Source organism: Chitinophaga sp. H8, from assembly GCF_040567655.1.
Classification (GTDB): Bacteria; Bacteroidota; Bacteroidia; order Chitinophagales; family Chitinophagaceae; genus Chitinophaga; species Chitinophaga defluvii.
On the sequence record NZ_JBEXAC010000002.1, the window covers coordinates 631,786 to 651,100 of the forward strand.

At 42.6% G+C, this 19,315-nt stretch carries 13 protein-coding genes; 2 read left to right on the forward strand and 11 right to left on the reverse strand.

Annotated elements, in window-relative coordinates; genetic code table 11:
• Position 1: 1 nt before the first annotated feature.
• A complete protein-coding gene (locus ABR189_RS16425) occupies positions 2-685 on the reverse strand; it encodes a 3-hydroxyacyl-CoA dehydrogenase family protein (RefSeq protein WP_354661540.1) in 684 nt (227 codons plus the stop codon).
• A gap of 126 nt (positions 686-811) precedes the next feature.
• On the opposite strand from ABR189_RS16425, the gene ABR189_RS16430 reads away from it, so the two are divergent.
• The gene (locus tag ABR189_RS16430; RefSeq protein WP_354661541.1) at positions 812-1,192 is read left to right on the forward strand and encodes a RidA family protein; all 381 of its coding nucleotides are present in this window, start codon (positions 812-814) and stop codon (positions 1,190-1,192) included.
• Positions 1,193-1,291: 99 nt separating this feature from the next.
• Here ABR189_RS16430 and ABR189_RS16435 read toward each other — a convergent pair whose 3' ends face one another.
• Entirely contained in the window at positions 1,292-2,962 is a 1,671-nt protein-coding gene (locus tag ABR189_RS16435; RefSeq protein WP_354661542.1) for a L,D-transpeptidase family protein, read from the reverse strand.
• A gap of 287 nt (positions 2,963-3,249) precedes the next feature.
• Between ABR189_RS16435 and ABR189_RS16440 the strand changes: the two genes are divergently transcribed.
• Entirely contained in the window at positions 3,250-5,652 is a 2,403-nt protein-coding gene (locus ABR189_RS16440; RefSeq protein WP_354661543.1) for an ABC transporter permease, read from the forward strand.
• A gap of 197 nt (positions 5,653-5,849) precedes the next feature.
• On the opposite strand, the gene ABR189_RS16445 is transcribed toward ABR189_RS16440, so the two are convergent.
• The 9 genes from ABR189_RS16445 to ABR189_RS16490 all read right to left on the reverse strand — a co-directional run bounded on the left by ABR189_RS16445 (position 5,850) and on the right by ABR189_RS16490 (position 19,189).
• Positions 5,850-6,818 (reverse strand): ROK family protein, encoded by a 969-nt coding sequence (locus ABR189_RS16445; RefSeq protein ID WP_354661544.1) that lies wholly within the window; start codon positions 6,816-6,818, stop codon positions 5,850-5,852.
• A gap of 11 nt (positions 6,819-6,829) precedes the next feature.
• A complete protein-coding gene (locus tag ABR189_RS16450; RefSeq protein WP_354661545.1) occupies positions 6,830-8,308 on the reverse strand; it encodes a glycoside hydrolase family protein in 1,479 nt (492 codons plus the stop codon).
• 22 nt (positions 8,309-8,330) lie between these two features.
• Complete coding sequence (locus ABR189_RS16455; RefSeq protein ID WP_354661546.1) at positions 8,331-9,713, reverse strand: sugar porter family MFS transporter; 1,383 nt, start codon at positions 9,711-9,713, stop codon at positions 8,331-8,333.
• Positions 9,714-9,736: 23 nt separating this feature from the next.
• Positions 9,737-11,458: a RagB/SusD family nutrient uptake outer membrane protein gene (locus tag ABR189_RS16460; protein WP_354661547.1), complete on the reverse strand. Its 1,722-nt coding sequence runs from the start codon at positions 11,456-11,458 to the stop codon at positions 9,737-9,739.
• Positions 11,459-11,481: 23 nt separating this feature from the next.
• On the reverse strand, positions 11,482-14,565 hold the full coding sequence (locus ABR189_RS16465) for a SusC/RagA family TonB-linked outer membrane protein (protein ID WP_354661548.1): 3,084 nt from the start codon (positions 14,563-14,565) through the stop codon (positions 11,482-11,484).
• A gap of 124 nt (positions 14,566-14,689) precedes the next feature.
• Positions 14,690-15,694 carry a LacI family DNA-binding transcriptional regulator gene (locus ABR189_RS16470; protein ID WP_354661549.1) on the reverse strand — a complete coding sequence of 335 codons (1,005 nt, stop codon included), beginning with the start codon at positions 15,692-15,694 and terminating at the stop codon, positions 14,690-14,692.
• A 335-nt stretch (positions 15,695-16,029) separates the two neighbouring features.
• A complete protein-coding gene (locus tag ABR189_RS16475) occupies positions 16,030-17,580 on the reverse strand; it encodes an Rne/Rng family ribonuclease (protein WP_354661550.1) in 1,551 nt (516 codons plus the stop codon).
• Between the two features lie 453 nt (positions 17,581-18,033).
• Positions 18,034-18,876 carry a tetratricopeptide repeat protein gene (locus tag ABR189_RS16485; protein WP_354661551.1) on the reverse strand — a complete coding sequence of 281 codons (843 nt, stop codon included), beginning with the start codon at positions 18,874-18,876 and terminating at the stop codon, positions 18,034-18,036.
• Positions 18,877-18,901: 25 nt separating this feature from the next.
• Positions 18,902-19,189: an HU family DNA-binding protein gene (locus tag ABR189_RS16490; RefSeq protein ID WP_073084475.1), complete on the reverse strand. Its 288-nt coding sequence runs from the start codon at positions 19,187-19,189 to the stop codon at positions 18,902-18,904.
• Between the last annotated feature and the right edge of the window lie 126 nt (positions 19,190-19,315).

Here is a 19,315-nt window from a genome sequence, read left to right on the forward strand (position 1 = left end):
GTTATTTCAGTTTATTATATTCCGCTTCCATACTGGAAGCGATCGTATACCTTTCGTCGTTAGTGGCCGTATAGATAGCCTTTAGTACTTCATATACATTTTTTACACCTATCTTCCGGCTCCACTCAAAAGGCCCGTAGGGATAGTTAGTGCCCAAACGCATGGAAGTATCTATATCCTCACGGGTAGCGGTGCCTTCCTGAGCGGTGAGATAAGCTTCATTGATGATCATACATATTACACGTGGTGTTACCATACCTACTCTATCTGCCACCAGTTCATACTGCCAGCCCAGTTCCTTCATCAAATGATCCAGTACCGGCTGCTGCCCCTCATCCATGATAGATACTTCCGTTACCGGCAGGTGAATAAATCCGGGTAGCCAGTTACATCCCATAATATTAAAGCCCTGTGTAAAGGCATTGTGTACCATAATATCCGCCAGTGATGTCTTTACCATGCCCGCCAATACCGGTATCTCCGGATGTTTGGCATATATGGCGGCATGCCTGGGCTGATCATCAAATACCAGATCAATCACCAACTGGTAATCCTGTAGCGATACTAACTCATCCAGCTGCTTTTTCCAATGCACCTGATGTGCCCCCCATCCTTTTTGCTGCAAGTCTTCGTAACGTGCGGCATCTGCTATTACCAGGATATCCATATTCAGAATTTCCGGCAAACCTATTTAATAAATGATTAAAAACCATGTTTTTTTAGCTGTGAACCACGAGCCATGCACTACCAGCTACAAGTCAAGACCAGGGTACCTCGCTGTGAATTATTCAATTTTACCTACTTTTAGCCTATGGAAAAACAGATCATTAATACCACTAAGGCACCCGCTCCTATCGGGCCATACAACCAGGCAATAAAAGCTGGCAGCATGTTGTTTGTCTCTGGTCAGATAGCATTGCACCCGGAAACAAATGAACTGGTGAAAACTGATATCATGGCAGAAACCCACCAGGTAATGCAAAACCTGAAGAACATTCTGGCAGAGGCGGGTATGAGTTTCGCTGATGTGGTGAAGGCTACCATTTTTATTACAGACATGAATACTTTTTCAGATATCAATGAAGTATATGGTAAATATTTTACCGGCAACTTCCCCGCGAGAGAAACGGTACAGGTGGCTGCACTGCCTAAAGGCGTAAATGTCGAGATTTCTGTCATTGCCTGTCAATAACACCAATAATTGCTTAATACAAAAGCCTGATCGCTGGTAGATACCTTCCGATCAGGCTTTTTTACATTACTCCCTTAGCGTGAGGGCTAAAAGCGCATTTTATTTTTCTCCAAACAACAGCTTGGCCAGTTTCGCATCATGTCCATACACGTCATCCCTGAAATTAAGCTGCCCTTTATAGTTTACAAATGCAGTAAAGTAGCCGATAAATACCGGTACCTTATTTTTTAGTGTAACATACTTTTCCTTGGTACCATTCAGTGCTTCATCGATCTTTTTCTCCGTCCAGCTGGAATCTCCGCGCAGCAACCACATTGCCAGTTTCTTAGGCTCAGCTACCCGGATACAGCCATGGCTGAAAGAACGTTTGGTTTCTCCAAACAGATAACGGGAAGGGGTATCGTGCAGGTAAATGTTATATTCATTTGGGAACAGGAACTTCACTTTACCCAGGGAATTAGATTTACCCGGCTTTTGCCGTACGATATAAGGGAAGTTTTTACCAGAATACTTGCTGAAATTAATAGATGATGGCGGGATCACTTTTCCGCTGGCGCCAACTATTTCCATATTCAGGCGATTTAAATACGCTGCCCCGCTACGCTTCAAACCCGGTAATACTTCAGACCCCAGGATTCCCGGAGGTACATTCCAGTAAGGACTAAATACCACATACCGGATATCATTGTTAAAGATCACAGTACTGGCGCCAGGCTTTCCAACTACTACATTGCAGTTCCAGGAAAGTTTTCCGTTTTCATATACATGCATCTGAAATTGGGGAATATTTACAAGGATGTAATCACTGCCTGGCTCTACTGGTACCCAGCGTAAACGTTCCATATTTACAAGGATCTGCTTGATACGCGATTGTAAAGGTGTATTCATGGCATCCAGTAAAGGCTTCTGGATAGTGCCATCTTCTTTCAGTCCCATCCGTTGCTGAAAATTACGGATAGCTGTATCCAGTACTGCGGTGAATACCCGGCTGCTATCTGCTGCTTTCAGATCGCCCAATGCTTCCAGACGCATTTTCACCGCCGCAATAGCGGTGGCAGAATCTCCTTTCTTCAGCACTTTCTGGGTGATCTTGATACTGTCCCATGGTCCCTTATCAGCCAGGTCGGCCAGTTTCTTCAGCTCTCCTTTGAGCAGGTTATATTGCCGGTTTACCGGGGCATCTTCCTCAAAGGCATTCCCTTTTTTATTTACCATGGAATCCAGCAGGCTGGAAAGGTCCAGCTTTTTACGGGGGATAAACCATTCCAGGTCTTTTGCAGAATCTGTTGTCATCCCACCCCATACCTTATTGGCATAGTTAAAAAACTGGGAGGTAAGCATCATTTCTATCCTGGGGATAATTGTATCTCCTGGCTTCAGACCTTTACCTTCTACCACCAGGGTATCATACAATTGCTGCAGCGGCACATTGATCAGGCTGCTATCCTGCATACCAGGTGCTCCGCTTTTCAGGAGGTTAATAAAATTCGCAGCCTGCTCTGTAAGCCCATCCTTATTGATCCAGGCATAATGGTAATTCCGCTTCTGGTAAAAGTTCCGGATATTTTCCTCATAGGGCTGATAAGCCGTATCTGCTTCCAGGAATCGATTTACATAGTTGCTGTCAATAGCGAGGTCTATATACTCCTCCCTGGTGTAGTGGGTGGTATCCCTCACCTGTCCTTGTTTAGGAGGTTTACTTTTTTGCTGGCAAGCTATCGTGGCTACTGCCAGGAAACAAAACAATACCGCATAATTTCGTGTGAACATATACGTAATCGAGGTTTTTTAATGCATAAACAAACATGACAAAACTAAATCGGGCGCTACGGTACCTGGCATAAAAATAGGGGAATAAGCTGAAAACAGAAAAGAATAACACTGAAAGCCTCCGGCGTAGCTATTACACAGAAGCGAACATCTATGTATCATAAGCGGACAAATTATCATTTTACATTATTCATATCTGACTGATTGGGCTTACATCTTTAACTGGCACTTTCTTAGATACAACAAGTCGGTTGTTTCGTAAATGTTGCATCCTCTAAAACTTTGCTATGCTCAGCAACTATTTTAAGACAGCATTCAGAAACCTGTTGCGCAACAGGGGGCATTTCTTCATAAACATTGCCGGGCTAATGGCAGGCTTCAGTGCTTTTATGCTGATATTTCTGGTGATTACTTATGAACAGAGCTTTGACGGCTTTCATAAAAACAAGGATCGTATATACCGTGTAATACGAATAAATAAGCAAACTGGTGAAAAAACAAATGCCGGAGGTGCCTCCTTTCCACTTGCTGGCACATTAAGAAATGATTATCCTCAGTTAGAGCATACCGCTGCTATTTATGGCGACAGGGACGTGCAGGTAGTTATTCCGGGGCCGTCTGGTGAAATATTGAAAAAATTTAAAGAACCTGAAGGTATTTTCTTGGCTGAATCCAGGTTCTTTGACCTCTTTGATTTCCCTATGATAGGAGGTAATCCTGCCAATGCTATTACAGAACCTAATACTGCTCTAATAACAAAAGAATTTGCTACAAAGTATTTCGGTGATTGGAAAAATGCCACCGGTAAAATCATTAAGGTATATGATCAGCCCATCAGGATCACCGGTGTGCTTTACAATCCACCCCCCAATACTGATTTCCCCCTAGGAGTAGTGATATCTTATCCTACTATTCTTACCCTGGGAGTAGATATGAATGACTGGGTAGAGTTCTGGAATGATCATTACTGCTTTACACTCTTACCTCCTGGTTACGCTCCACAGCAACTGAATGCACAATTTCCAGTTTTGATATCAAAACATATCCCTTCAGAAAATGCTGATTACAATTTAGGGCTTCAACCGCTGAATGAGCTTCATTTCGATCAGCAAACACGTAATTTCCACCACCGTACTTTCAGCAAAGCATTGATTACTGTGCTGCGCCTCATTGCGATCTTCCTGCTCGGAATCGCCTGTGTTAATTTTATTAATCTTTCTACGGCTAGTGCCATTAGCCGTGCCAGGGAGGTAGGTATCAGAAAGGTACTGGGCAGCAACCGGCGGCAATTGCTGCTTCAATTCTTCGGGGAAACCGGGTTACTTTGTCTGATGGCAATGATAGGCGCTGTGATAGTTGCCTTTGCATGTCTTCCCTTTTTAAATGCACTCCTCGATGTTAAAATGTCATTTAGTATACTTAATAAGTTGGCCGTTGCCGGATTTCTGCTGGCCGCTTTAGTTATGGTAACCCTGCTGGCTGGATTTTATCCGGCGATTGTATTATCAGGATTTAGCCCGGTAAATGTGTTAAAAAATAAGATAGGAGCCACACCAATTAAAGGTGTTACCCTAAGAAGGGTATTAGTGGTCTTGCAATTCGGTATCGCCCAGGTACTCATTATTGTAACACTGGTAGTAATAGCACAGCTGAATTATTTTACCAATGCCAACATGGGCTTCAGCAAAGAAGCTATTGTTACAGTTGGATTTCCGCAGGACAGTATCAGCCAGTCCAGACTGGCGTTTGTACGCCAACAATTACTGCAGCAACCAGGTATTGTAAATGTAAGCTTCAGTGCATTTGCAACAGCGGGATACAGTAGCTGGGCTACTGATCTGCAGTTAGGTAATAATAACAGCCTCCGTACTGATCTGATCGTTAATATGAAACCCGCCGACACTGCTTACTTCAGTATTTATCAACTTCATTTAGCCGCTGGAAGAATATATACCCCGTCAGACACGATGCGCGAATTTGTGGTAAATGAAACGCTTTTAAAGAAACTTGCACTGGGCAGCCCGGAGGAGGCAATTGGAAAACCAGTTAAGGTAATGGGAAAACCAGGTCCTATTGTAGGAGTAGTAAAAGATTATCATACTAACTCTTTGCGTGACCCTATAGGTCCGGTAGTGATGACCACTTTAAACAACACTTACCGCATGGCTAATATTAAAATAGCACCGGGCAAAGTAAAAGCATCCCTGGCAGCTATTGAAAATACCTGGAGTGAAGTCTATCCCGATTATGCATTTGAATTTAACTTTATCGACCAAACCATTTCCTCCTACTATAAACAGGAAAAGGTACTTTCCCGGCTCTATAAAATATTTGCAGGCATCTCCATATTTATCTCCTGTCTGGGTTTATATGGGTTGGTTTCATTTGTGGCCCACCGTCGCAAAAAGGAAATTGGCATACGTAAAGTGCTGGGCGCACCGATACGTAGTATCCTTTTCCTGTTATCCCGTGAGTTTATGTTCCTGATTATAATTGCTTTTTTAATTGCATCCCCTGTTGCCTGGTACTTTGCACAGGAGTGGTTACAGCAATACAGCTTCCGGATTGAAGTGGGTAGCGGATTCTTTCTGAGTACCTTCTTATCTTCTATCTTAATAGCATGGCTGAGCGTAGGACATGCTACTATAAAAGCAGCACTTGCTAATCCAGTAAAAAACCTGGAATATTAGCTACAAGCTGTAAGCAAAGCGAATATAGCGCCACAAGCTATGAACCTTGAGAAAAACGAATGAAAACAAAAGGGGGACTAAAAAGTAGCTATTAAACAACCCTTAAAAAAGAGGCCCCTCAAAAGTAAAAGAGGGCCTCTTTTTTAAGAACTCACCCTTTTGCCTCCCTATACATAATCCATTTTAAGCATTACCAATCAACATTCACTACTGATCAATGCAAGGGAAAGCGCAGCAATATCACCAATATTTTCCTCCAATGCTGCCGGCACAATGCTACATGCAAGGGAGGAGGTACTAATTGCCTCTTTCCTGATTACCTCCATCATGCCTGGCTCCAATAAAGACTTCGCACGTCCGTAAATGCTGCCAAGGACAATCAGCTCCGGATTCAATATATCTATTAATACCGATAATCCCCTGCCCAGGTATGTGGCACAGGTATTATAAACGTCTAATGCCGTTTTATCTCCCTCCAAAGCAGCTTCTGCAACAGATTTCGCTGTAATGTCCGGTAAATCTTTCAAAGTCGGACAAAAACTAACTGGTGTACCCATCTGCAATTTTTCTCTTGCTTTTATTTGTGCCAGTTGGGCAATACCACCACCACTGCAATAACCTTCAAATGATCCGGCTTTCCCGAAGCCCACCGGCCCTGTTTCTGATAATCTTAAATGACCTACTTCGCCAGCCAGATCGGAGATACCCGTGTAAAGCCTGCCATCCAGGATCAAGCCTGCTCCCATACCCGTGCCAAAAGTTAAAAAGATCATATTGTTTACTCCATTGCCTGCGCCATATTTCCATTCAGCCACGGCACAGGCATTGGCATCATTCTGTAAAAATGCTTTGACGCCAAACTGCTGCTCTGCCAGTTCTACTATCGGTATATTATCCCATCCCGGCAAATTGGGTGGCGACAGGATCTTTCCGTCTTTACTGCTCAGCGGCCCCCCACAACAGATGCCAATGCCCTTCAAACTCCCGGCCCCGTCATATTGGGAAAGCAAGGTTGCTGCCGTCGAAAATAACAGTCCAATCATTTCATAAACAGGTTTATCTGTTGGCAAAACTTTCTTCTCCATAATTTCCGGCCTTCCGTTCTCATCCAGTCTGCCAATAACAACGGCACATTTAGTACCTCCAATGTCTAATCCTAATAACATAGCTATTGATTTTAATTATTCGTTACAAGCGGACTGATCTTTATAGATTTAAACTTAACGTTGCCGTGCTTGGCGTAAAACCATAAGAAGTCTCCTTTTTGTTCAGGAGTACGGTTCACAATGCATCGCCGGTTGTCAATACAAACATCTATGATGTCGTTGGTTAAGATGATATCCACTTTGATCGTTCTATCAAGCCCCTCTACCGCTTTGATATCGGTATTTCCCAGACTTACGATACGGTTATTTGCAGAAAAATTGAGGCGGTAACCACTCCCGGCCTTTTCATCCGAGCGCAGGTACAACCCATATTCTTCTGTTGTACCCTGTGGTTCTATTTCGAGTACTACACGGCATTCTAAAGGGATGTTTTTCAGATGTGCTGCTCCAACACCGCCCGGGGAATTCACCTGTACGGCATTTCCATTAACTGTACTGTTTATGTCTGCAGAGATCTTTAGCGGAAGTGGCGCTGCGGTGGCCGGGATCATTTCGGCGGGAAAACTGGTGGCCAGCGTACCGTCTGCTTGTTGCGTTACTTCCCGGAAAATTGAATTACCTCCGAATATTTCACCATTATTGTCTTTGTTCCCGTTTCTGGAAGGTACCCATGCAGCAGCAATACGCCGGTCGTTCTTAAACCCGGCTGTTTTTACTACATTGGCCCAGGATTCGTTCAATGCCTGATACCGCGGTTCTTCCCAGGGGCCATAAGGCTTTTTAGACTTCACATAATAGGTGTCGCTGTTATCACTATATACCAGATAATACCAACCTTTCCAGAAGAAATAATCCGGACATTCCGGCACAGAAGGCTGTCCTGTTAAGATGGGGTCAAGTACTTTCCAGTTTTGTAAATCCGTTGATGTAAGATGTACCAGGCATCCCCCGGCATTGCTCAGCACCGGATTCTCCTGCCAGCTGGAAACAAATAAGTGAAACTCTCCCGTTTTTTCATCTACAAAAACTTTCGGATCACGGAAATCTCTTTTACTGTATCCGGGCGCTGAAGTATAAAAAGGATTGGGTTTTTGCTTATTGAAATGAATGCCATCATCGCTCACCGCATAGCTCAGTTGCTCATTCACTTTGCCTTCGCTGTTAATTAAACGGGTGGCATAAAATGCATAGTACTTATTCTTATGAAAAACAACAGAACCTGTACAGATAGACTTTTCCCAATCCTCATCAATGCCAAGCACAACAGGATATTGCTTCCAGTTGATAAGATCTGTAGTAGTGCTCAGTACCCACTGATGTCCGCCAAGGCCATTAAGGCTTCTATGATGAGCAGAATCCAACAGCCAGTAATAATAATAGGTGCCATTATGAGAAAACGGCATACAATCTCCCACAAACAGGTCACCTTTGGGCTTGAAGTATTGCAGGTTTTTAGTGGTTTGAACAGACGGATCATATTGTACCCCTAACTGACCATAGGCAACGACATACCCCACCAGCAACAGACTTACGATTATTATTTTCTTCATGAACTATTTTTTTTGCTAAAGATTAAAGTTGTCTTGGATTATTTCCTTTTCGCCAGAAGCCTTCTATTTCTTCCAGCGATTTTCCTTTGGTTTCCGGTATATAGTAGTAACCCCATACAGCACCAATTAAACATATAGCTGCATAACACCAGAATGTAACATCAATACCCAATGAATTAACCAGCTTCAGAAAAGTAAAAGCTATTACGGCATTGAAGGCCCAGTGGGCTAAAGAACCAATACTCATACCTACTCCCCGTACATTGAGCGGAAATATTTCTGAGATCAGTAACCAACCCAGCGGCGCAAGACTGATCGCAATAAAGACGATATAACAAACAATACTCAACACGGCAAATACAGGTAAGGAAGCGCCCAGTGCATCCTTAAAATGGAAACACACACCAAGCAAAATAAGTGAAGGGATCATCCCCCAGATACCAATCATGTATAACTTCCTTCTACCCGTTTTATCCAGCAGAAAGACCGACAACAAGCAGGCCAGCACATTCATTACACCGATGATAATGGCTGGGATAATAGACTGCGTATTACTTACAATACCCGCCATTTTAAAAATGATGGGAGAATAATAGATAATAGTGTTCACCCCCGAAAATTGCTGGAAGAAAAAGATACCAATAGTAATGATCAATGGTGTCCGAAGCCAGGGCTTGAATATTGCTGTTACCTTGGTTTTGTTATCCGTTTCCTGCTTTACTTCATCCTGAATATTAGCCAATGTCTGGTCTATCATGTCCGGATCTTCCACTTTCCGTAATACGTTAAGGCCTTCGTCTAAACGCTGCTTGCTGATAAGCCAGCGGGGCGTTTCCGGAAGAAAGAACATACCGATCAGCAACACCAGCGCAGGCAACAACCCTACCAGGAACATCCACCTCCAGGACTCGTTATTACTATCGTCAGACAATACATAATCCGTGATATAAGACACGAGGATACCAATAGTAATCATCAACTGGTTTAAAGTAACCATTGCCCCCCTGATGCGGGTGGGAGAAATTTCGGCAATGTACATTGGTACCACATAGGAAGTAATACCGATAGCAACACCAATCAGGATCCTCATCAGGATCAACACCATAGGATTAGGTGCAAAAGCGCAACCTATAGCTCCTACAGCAAAAATAACAGCGTTGACAATGATCATTTGCTTTCTGCCGATAATGTCTGACAAGCGGCCGCTCCCAATAGCTCCCACAACTGCACCTAATAACACAGTAGTGGTAATCCATTCCAGGCTGGCATCATTTAATTGCCAATACTGTTTCAGGAATGGTAATGCCCCGGAAATTACACCGGTATCAAAACCAAATAATAATCCCCCGGTGGCAGCAACGATAGAGATCATTAATACATTCGGTTTAATCTTTGTTCCTTTCATGTAATGTGTTTTAAGGATTTGATTTATTGCCATCCGATATTCTGTGTATATACACCGCGGCTATAGTTCATCTGAGGTAAAGGAATTGGCAGATATTCATCCCTGTTTTTCTGAAAATGTGCATCTTTCAAATAAACCCGTTTGGATGATTCTTCCTGAAAATACTTATTTAAATATTCTGCTGCTATACCCCATCTCACCAAATCGAAGAAACGATTACCTTCCATCGCAAATTCCAGCCGCCTCTCCCATACCAATGCCTTCCAGGCAAAGTCTTTAGTCCAGTTACAGTTTATGCCTGGTTTATAAATATCCATTTTATAGTTTGAGAAGAAAGTGCCATCTGTGTACTTAAGCTTTGCCGTACTTACCATTGCCCTGCTGCGGATATCATTAATAAGTGGTAATGCTTCGTTGATGCGGTTGAGTTGAATCAGTGCCTCTGCTTTCCAAAGCAATACATCTGCATAACGGATCACTTCGTAATTTTTAGCGCTGGACATAAACGGAGGAACTTTTTGGAAGAAAGGATCATCCGGCGCTACTGTTTCTTTCAGAGATGAGAAGTAGCCATATATTTGCGGTGCCCTGGCCCAGGTCTTTTCATATACAAATGCTTCGCTGTACTTATAGGGGTGCCCTGGTATTGCCACAGTATGATCCAGCCGCGGATCAAAAGTATTATTAGTAAAGTCGGCTCCTTCTTTTACATCAACTTTATTGAACGTATCAAACATGGGCAACCCGGCATTATCTGTTTTAAAAGCATTTACCAGGTTTTGACTGGGGAGATGAAATCCACAACAGCCAAAATCCTTGTTCATAGGGTAATTAAGCGCTACCCCCATATTCAGCCTGCCTTTAGGCGTACCGTCATCTTTCGAATACTGTACTGCAAATACCGATTCAACACCATTATCAAATTGCCCCAGGAAATTGTTGGCAAAATCCGGGCTTAACTGGTATAACCCTGATGCGGTAACCTGATCACACAATGCAATTACGTCCTGTAACTTTTGCTGGTTTACAGCCACCACATTATTATTCTCATCCTGTGTATAGGCCTGATACAACAAGGTCTTTGCCAGATAGGCAGCAGCGCCTGCCTTGTTTACCCGTCCTTTTTCCGGTTGTTTAACCGGCAAATTTTCTACTCCAAACCGGAAATCGTCTGCAATCTTATCCCATAATGCATCATTAGATAACGCCTTATTGGATACTTCTCCATATTTTATCTCCGGGATGGTTTCATCAATGAAAGGAACATACTTAAAAAGGATTTTTAACAGAAAGTAAAAATGTCCGCGGATGAAACGTGCTTCTGCCTGCCGGACTTTTTTATGTGGGTAATTACTTTCATTCATTTGATTAATTCTCCTCAATGCATCGTTGGCCCTTGAAACACCGATATAGAGATAATACCACATCTCATCTGTGTTACCAATTTCCGGCCGGTTTCCTGAAAATATTTCGTAATTATTCCAGTCGGTATTATCACCGGGACTATCACCACCTTTATAAGCATCGCCACTACGCATACTGCCCCAGGGCCAAAGTGAAAAGGATGTGTGGATATTATCGTTACCCAATCCGGAGTAGGCCGCAATCACCATTTTATCTACATTCTCAGGTGTATTAAGATCATCGCCTGAAATTACCCCCTGCGGGGTTTTATCCAGTACCCTGGAGCATGACATGCAAAACGCTGTTACAACGAGGAGGAGGATATATTTGACGTATTTCATTTTCCTGCTTTTTAAGGTCATTATTATAATGTGATGTTTAATCCTGCAGTATAAATTACAGGGATAGGAAAGGTGCTGTTGGGCGCTTCAGGATCGGGGCCGGTATATTTTTTGCTTTTAAATGTCAACAGGTTGCTGCTTTGCAAAAAGATCCTGGCTCTTTTAATACTGATCTTGTTGGCCTGGCTCGTAAGGTCATAACCTATCTGGATATTTCTTAACCGCAGGTAAGATCCTGGTTCAAGGTAGTAGGTAGAAAACCGTCCTTCGTCATTTCTGTTTATCAGTGTAAGCGCCGGAATAGCTGAACCGGTATTTTGTGGTGTCCATGCCTGGAGGGTTCTTGTACCCCAGTTGGTGCCTGGCCAGAGTGAAGAGAAATCAGTGTAGATCTTACTGCTGTTGTTCACTATCACGCCTTGTACTCCCTGGAAAAAGAGGCTTAAATCAAAGTTTTTATAGGACGCAGCGATATTGAGTCCGTAAGTAAAATCCGGATCGCTGATACCAATGTAATCTCTATCCGCACCATTGATAATCCCGTCATCATTAAGATCTTTATAACGTATCCGCCCCACGCCTTTACCATTTTGTTCAGCATGTTTATCTACTTCTGCCTGGTTCTGAAAGATCCCGTCGGTTACATAACCAAAATAGCTCCCTACTGACCTGCCAATAATAATTTTATCATTACCATTGCCGGCAAAAGCTGTCAGGGAGTTTTCAGGCAACTTTGTTATTTTATTGCGGTAAGTAGCAATATTTGCGGAGATGGAAAAAGTAAGCTCCTTTCCTATTTTACCATCATAGTTAATGATACCTTCAAAGCCTTTATTACTCATGGAGGCTCCATTGACAGTAGGATCTCCTCCTTCTCCGATAACTGCCAGGCTGGGAGGTGTAAGCAATATGTCGGAGGTATTTTTGATAAAATAATCTATAGAACCTGAGAGCTTTTGTTGCAGGAAACCAAAGTCGATACCAAAGTTGGATTGCATCGTAGATTCCCATTTCAGTGTGTTATTCCCCCTTTGTGTTTTAGTAAAACCGGAGGGCAACTGACCACTATTACCGCCATTGATATCATATGCACTACCGATATCTCTGCTCCAGGTAGGATCTGTACCATAATTGGCAGAATACAGATCATAAATAGCATTATCAGCAATTGCCTGGTTGCCGGTCTTTCCCCATCCGTATCTTAATTTCAGATCGGATATAAAAGTAATATTGTCCTTAATAAAATTTTCTTCACTCAATCTCCAACCCAGTGAGAAGGCAGGAAAATAGGCGTACCTGTTTTCTGCTCCAAACCTGGAAGAACCATCCCTTCTGATAGTAGCAGAGGCCAGGTAACGGTCATTGTAAGCGTAATTGACTTTACCGAAAAAAGACAGCAGGGCGCTATTACTTCCAGTACCGCCATTATCTTTTTTGGCAGACCCTGCATTGAGGTATGCGTAATCAATATTTTCAAGCGCATACCCTTCACGTGATCCAAAGAAACTCTGTGACATAAACTGGATCAGCTCACTACCGAGTAAAATTTCAACTGCACTGGCATCAATTTTTTTATTGTAATTCAATGTATTTTGCCAAACCCAGTTACCACTATAACCCTGCTGGGTATTTACCTGATTGGAAGGGTCGGAAAGAAAACCAGACACGTATGATTTCCGCAGCGTGCGGGAATAGCTACCACTGTAGTCTACTCCTATGCTACTTCTCAGCGTCAGGTCAGGCGTAACTTTCAGGCTTGCGTATGCATTTCCGAAAAGGCGGTAAAAATAGGATTTGTTTTGCCGGTTATCTTCTATCAGCCTGACAGGGTTATGGCGGTCAGTCATACCCGGTGCAGGCCCCCCCCAGCCACCATCTATTGTATGTACCGGAACAATAGGTTGCGCCTGTAACGACAGGCCAACGATATCTTCTGCAGGAACTGCTGTGCCCACGCTATGCGTAAAAGAGAGATTTTCGCCGATAACCAATCTGTCATCAAACAGATGGTATTCCGTATTTATCCTGGTAGTAAGACGTTTGAGGGAGGAGCCTCTGATAATGCCTGCATTGTCATAATAACCTACAGAAAATAGTGAATTACCTTTTTCACTACCACTTGAAATGGTGAGGTCATTATTTTTTATCAGGGATACCTGCGAGATTTCGTCAAACCAATGTGTATTGGCAGGCTTCATAGTTTTTGCAGCATCGAGGTACTCAGGCAGGATTATTTTACTCAGCACAGGTACCCCGTTTTGATTGGTGGTCTCAAATTTATAAATCTGACTGGCATCATTGGGATCTGTACCATCGTTGATAGCAGCCTGCCAAACAGCACGTCCTCTTTGATCTGTGTTGAGTACCTGGATCTTTGAGCGGTAATTTTGTGTAGATATGGAGGAATTAAAATCTATTTTGGTGCTGCCTTTCTTTCCTTTTTTTGTAGTGATAATGATAACACCATTTGCCGCGCGTGAACCGTAGATAGTAGCCGAAGATGCATCTTTCAATACCTGCATGGATTCAATGTCTGCCTGGTTAATTTCATGCAACCCTCTTTCCGTTGGAATACCATCTATTACATACAGGGGATTATTGTTTCCCAAAGTACCAATCCCCCTTATCCTGACGGTAGCACCACTTGCCGGAGAGCCATCAGTAGTGATATAAACACCTGGAATCCGTCCTTGCAGGGCTTTTACCGGGTTTCCCAATGGAATGTCCTTTATTTCAGCTGTTTTTACTACCGATACCGCACCGGTCAGGTCTGCTTTTTTCTGGGCCTGATAACCAGTTACCACAATTTCATTCAGGTTACCTGTTTCATATTCCATTGCAAGAGAAACCGGCTCCTGCGAGGTGGTGATGAGCACCGAAGCTGTTTTCATGCCAATGTAAGTAAATGTAATCGACTCATTTACATGAGCAGTAATGGTAAATTCTCCATTTTTACCCGTAGTAACCACTTGTTGTTTTGACTTTACCGTTACGCCGGGAAGCGGGCTTTGAAGTTCTTTACTGGTAACAATACCAGTCACAGTCTGCTGTTGGGCAAAAGCTGCCAAACAGAGAAATACAGGGAAGATGACTACGATCAGTTTCATAACGTTGGATTTATAAATTATTGCTTTTGTGGACGTTCCATTGATACTTTAAACGTTTAAAGCAAATAGCAACACCAATCCCTCTCTAAACTTTAAACGTTTAAAGTATAGTTGTAAAAAAAATCTATTTCTCTTTACAAGATTTTCCGATGATCAGATCGGCTTCCAGATTTATTTGTTTGTTTATTTTATTATGATTTATCAGCTCCAATAAAGTGTTTACTGCCAATTTGCCCATTTCTTCCAATGGTTGCATGGAGTGCGTGATGGGCGTATAAAATAGTTCAAATGCATCGGACTCATCAAAGCTTAGTACTGATACATCTCTGGGTACCTTCAGCTTTTTCTTGTTCAGGTATTTCAGACCGTTTAATGCAAGTGTATCCGTTGCGAAAAATAACGCATCACAAGGTTCTGCCGCCGTTAACACATTGTCCAGTGCATGCGGAAGGTGCTCTACATTTATCTCCAGTAGCCATTTTGAATTAAACCGGATTTTATGATCCTTTAAAGCATCCATATACCCCCTTTTACGTTCCAGCAAATGGAATAAGGTGGTTTTATAATTTACCATGCATATCTTCCTGTGCCCTGTAGCAATAAGGTATGCTGTAGCCTCATAGGCCGCTTTATAATTGTCCAGCGCGATATAATTGGTTTTGATATCCGGGAAATTCCTGTCGACCAATACAAAAGGGATCTCTGCCTTTTGAAGAAAACGTATCTGTTCTTCTGAGTTTTCTACCGGAACTAATATCAATCCATCCACCTGACGATTAATAAAGACATTAATCAGTTCTTCAAACTTGTCTTTGCTTTCGTTCGAACTTCCGTATATAACTGTATAATTATTCTTTTTGGCTTCTCCTTCTATGGCCCTGGTAATACCAGTGCTGAACCGGTAATTTATTTCTGCTACCACCAATCCGATCGTATGCGTTTTCCGCAATTTCAGGCTCTTTGCAATCTGGTTGGGACGGTAATGCAACCTTTCTGCAGCACGCAGTATTTTTTCTGCTGTTTCTTTATTCACCTGCTTTTCTACGGCCTGCCCATTCAATACGTACGATACAAGTGCAGTTGATACGCCTACATATTCGGCTATCTCTTTAAGACCTACCTTTTTCATTCTTTTGGTTGAAACGACACTGAGGAAAATCTGTATGCTGATCCAATATTATAAACTTTAAACGATTAAAGCAAGTAATATTTCAATTATTTTCTTAAAAACCTGCAATTATTGGAGCTGCAAGCTGCTTGGATAAAGCTTCGAGCCATGAGCTTCGAGCTACTAGCCACCTGGAGCGGGTAAATAAAGCCGTGAGCAAATCGGCTCCACAATTCCTGTAAAGCAAAAAGCTGATTACTAATAATCGTAATCAGCTTTTTGCAATATCTTTTAGCTTTCGGCTATATTAATCCATTCGCTCCGGGAAGCTCATAGCTCATAGCTCGCAGCTCTTCCTAGAGCTTTATTTCTTCGTCGCTGCCATCAAAGAAGCGGTATTCTGTAAGATGGTAGTTAGAGTCTGCTTTCAGTTTTATCCATTTCTTCATGTTAAAATACCATTTCCATTGCCGGGAGGTCAGGAACCCTTTGGTCAGGAATGCATACAATATGGGGTGTACCCGTATCGTAAGTGATTTATGCTGGTGATTAACGAGATATTGGAGGTTCTTTTCTATATCGTCTACTATGAGTACGGAGGCCCCTATTTTGCCGGTACCTTTACAGGAAGGGCAATCTTCGGCTACGGAGATGGTTACTTCCGGTTTTACCCGCTGGCGGGTAATCTGCATAAGGCCAAACTTGGAGATGGGCAGAATGGTATGTTTGGCACGATCCTGTGCCATGAACTTTTCCATGGCCTCAAAGATGGCCTTTTTATTTTCTGGTAGTTTCATATCGATGAAATCGATGATGATAATACCACCCAGGTCACGCAGTCTGAGCTGGCGGGCAATTTCAGCTGCCGCCTCCAGGTTGGATGCCATGGCATTCTGCTCCTGGTTATTACTGGAGCTTTTATAACCGCTGTTTACGTCTACTACATGCAGTGCTTCTGTAGCCTCGATGATGAGGTATACCCCGCTATCCAGGTTGACAGTTTTACCAAAGGAGCCTTTTACCTGGCGGGTTACCCCGAAATGATCGAAGATTGGCGCCCCATTATGGTAATAGGTAACAATATCCTGTTTTTCCGGTGCTATTTTCTGGATATAGGCTTTGGTATCCGCATAGATATTTTTGTCGTTAATAACGATGCGGTTAAAGCTTTCATTCAGCAGATCCCGGAGGATACTGGTAGTTTTGGTTTGTTCACTCAGGATTTTTTGCGGAGCCTGTGCGTTGAGGAGGTTGGACTGGATATTTTTCCAGGTTTCCACCAGGGCGGTCAGGTCTTCATGCAGTTCTGCGGTTTTCTTTCCTTCAGCAGCTGTACGTACAATCACGCCAAAGTTGGGCGTTTTGATGGCTTCTACAATTTTCTGCAGCCTTTTTCTTTCTTCGGAAGAGTGTATCTTTTTGGATACCGCAACAATGTCATTAAAGGGTGTTAACACAATAAATCTTCCGGGAAGAGAGATTTCACAGCTGAGGCGGGGGCCTTTGGAGGAAATGGGTTCTTTCAGAATCTGCACGAGGATATTGGGTTTTCCGCCCAATACATCTGTAATTTTACCTGTTTTTATAATTTCTGCCTCATTCTTAAATTTTGTGAAATCGAACCCGCCGGGTGTTTTATCATTGAGGGCCAGCTGGGTAAATTTAAGAATGGAACGGATGTAGGGGCTTAAATCCGTATAATGTAAAAAGGCATCTTTCTCAAAGCCTACGTCAACAAATGCGGCATTCAACCCCGGTATGAGCTTCTTCACCTTCCCCAGGTATAAATCGCCTACTGCAAAATTGGGGTTGCCACTTTCGTGATGCAATTCCACCAGCTTTTTATCTTCCAGTAACGCTATTTCCACACCAGTGGGAGCCGCATTTATAATAAGTTCCTTATTCAAGCGTCCAAAATTTTAACCATTAAAACTTCACCTTTATGCTATGCACGGCTATTTAATACAGCTTACTGCATACCAAACATTTGCTTACTTATAAAGTTAGCATATTCTTCACGTTTGTGATGATGGATTGCTTAAGGGTTCAGCGATATGTCTGCAGGCAATATCCGGAAATTCTTTAGCGGGATCTTATGGAAACAACCTGCATGACTTCAGCAATTTAGTAATAATCACCAAAATCATGCAGGATATATGAAAATTTTTATCCGATCACCGTGCCGGGTTGATACCTGGTTAGTATAAATGGCGGGAAACGGGAGTATTTATTTCTTACCTTTTTTATGCCGGTTCTTTCTCAGCCTTTTTTTACGCTTATGAGTGGCAATTTTATGTCTTTTTCTTTTCTTACCGCAAGGCATACGCTAATAAGTTTTTAAATGTATGAAAAAATAAATATTATTTAATGCTTTCAATGTAGCTATCAATTTCCTTTTTCAGCACCGGATCTTTCATCAGTTCTTTACTTTTCTGAAAAAGGGAGATGGCCTTTTGTTTATCTCCTTTGCTCTTATAAGCTTCTGCCAGCACGAATAATACCTTGGCATTATCCGGATGTTTGGGCAAAATGCCTTCCAGACGTTCAATTGCTTTATCAAACTGGCCAGAGGTGATAGCGAGGTTCGCTAAGGTTACCTGAGCATCTACGTTATCCGGATTTGCTGCTACAACATCCCGGAGTTTTTGCACGCCTGTCATAGGTTCGCCGGTGTTCATGTACACCATTGCCTGTGAAATCTTCAGCGTGTCATTTGCCGGGTTTAAAGCGATAGCCTGGTCGTACAATTCAATAGCCTGAAGGGCTTCCCATTTTGCAATGCCTTCTTCATGGGCATGTTGCATGTGGGTAAAAAATAAATTGGCTGCAAAGGTGAGGCTTTTTTCGGAATTTTCCAACTTGGCTGCTTTTCCGAGGTAGTAAGCGGCCACTGGTAGCTGGTTTAAACTATCCCAGGTAGTGTATAATTGCTTATAAACAGCTATTTGCTGGGATTTTACATCTCCCCGCACTACTTTATTTTCCAACTCATTTACCAGCAAAAGCTTTTCGGCGGGTATCTTCTTTTTAGCGGTGCTCAACAGCTCCTCAAAGGCAATAGGTGGTGCGCTCTGCCCACCCCCCATAGGAGCGGCAGCTGGCATAGCTTTCTTATCAGACCGAGGTTCGGTGCGGCCAAAGGAAAATAATACTACCACTAACACGATAGCAGCACCGACGAGTAGAACTTGAGATTTTTGCACGCCTAAAATGATTTAGGCAGCAAAACTAAGAACTTTTCAGCTTCTTTACTTCAGCAACAAATTCTTTAGACGGCTTAAACGCAGGAATAAAGTGCTCTGGAATCTCCACAGCCACGTTCTTCTTGATGTTACGGCCAATCTTAGCTGCTCTTTTTTTAGTAATAAAGCTGCCAAATCCACGGATGTAAATGTGCTCGCCATTAGCTAATGCTTCTTTTACTTCCTTGAACATGGCCTCGAGTGTGACCAGCACGTCCACTTTGGGAATGCCTGTTTTTTCTGCAATGTTGTTAATCAAATCAGCTTTTCTCATAATTGAAGCGAGAGGATTACTTGTTCGTAAAGTTAATCAAAAAATTCTAATTGTTGAATTTAAGGCATATAAAATTTATTATTTTTTATTATACCTTGATCAAATGTAATAATAGATTTATACAAT

Coding starts and splice junctions, on each gene's coding strand:
- ABR189_RS16455 (WP_354661546.1), bottom strand. CDS start 9,713: ATGAAAGGAACAAAGATTAAACCGAATGTATTAATGATCTCTATCGTT.
- ABR189_RS16465 (WP_354661548.1), bottom strand. CDS start 14,565: ATGAAACTGATCGTAGTCATCTTCCCTGTATTTCTCTGTTTGGCAGCT.
- ABR189_RS16450 (WP_354661545.1), bottom strand. CDS start 8,308: ATGAAGAAAATAATAATCGTAAGTCTGTTGCTGGTGGGGTATGTCGTT.
- ABR189_RS16440 (WP_354661543.1), top strand. CDS start 3,250: ATGCTCAGCAACTATTTTAAGACAGCATTCAGAAACCTGTTGCGCAAC.
- ABR189_RS16460 (WP_354661547.1), bottom strand. CDS start 11,458: ATGAAATACGTCAAATATATCCTCCTCCTCGTTGTAACAGCGTTTTGC.
- ABR189_RS16435 (WP_354661542.1), bottom strand. CDS start 2,962: ATGTTCACACGAAATTATGCGGTATTGTTTTGTTTCCTGGCAGTAGCC.
- ABR189_RS16490 (WP_073084475.1), bottom strand. CDS start 19,189: ATGAGAAAAGCTGATTTGATTAACAACATTGCAGAAAAAACAGGCATT.
- ABR189_RS16445 (WP_354661544.1), bottom strand. CDS start 6,818: ATGTTATTAGGATTAGACATTGGAGGTACTAAATGTGCCGTTGTTATT.
- ABR189_RS16430 (WP_354661541.1), top strand. CDS start 812: ATGGAAAAACAGATCATTAATACCACTAAGGCACCCGCTCCTATCGGG.
- ABR189_RS16470 (WP_354661549.1), bottom strand. CDS start 15,694: ATGAAAAAGGTAGGTCTTAAAGAGATAGCCGAATATGTAGGCGTATCA.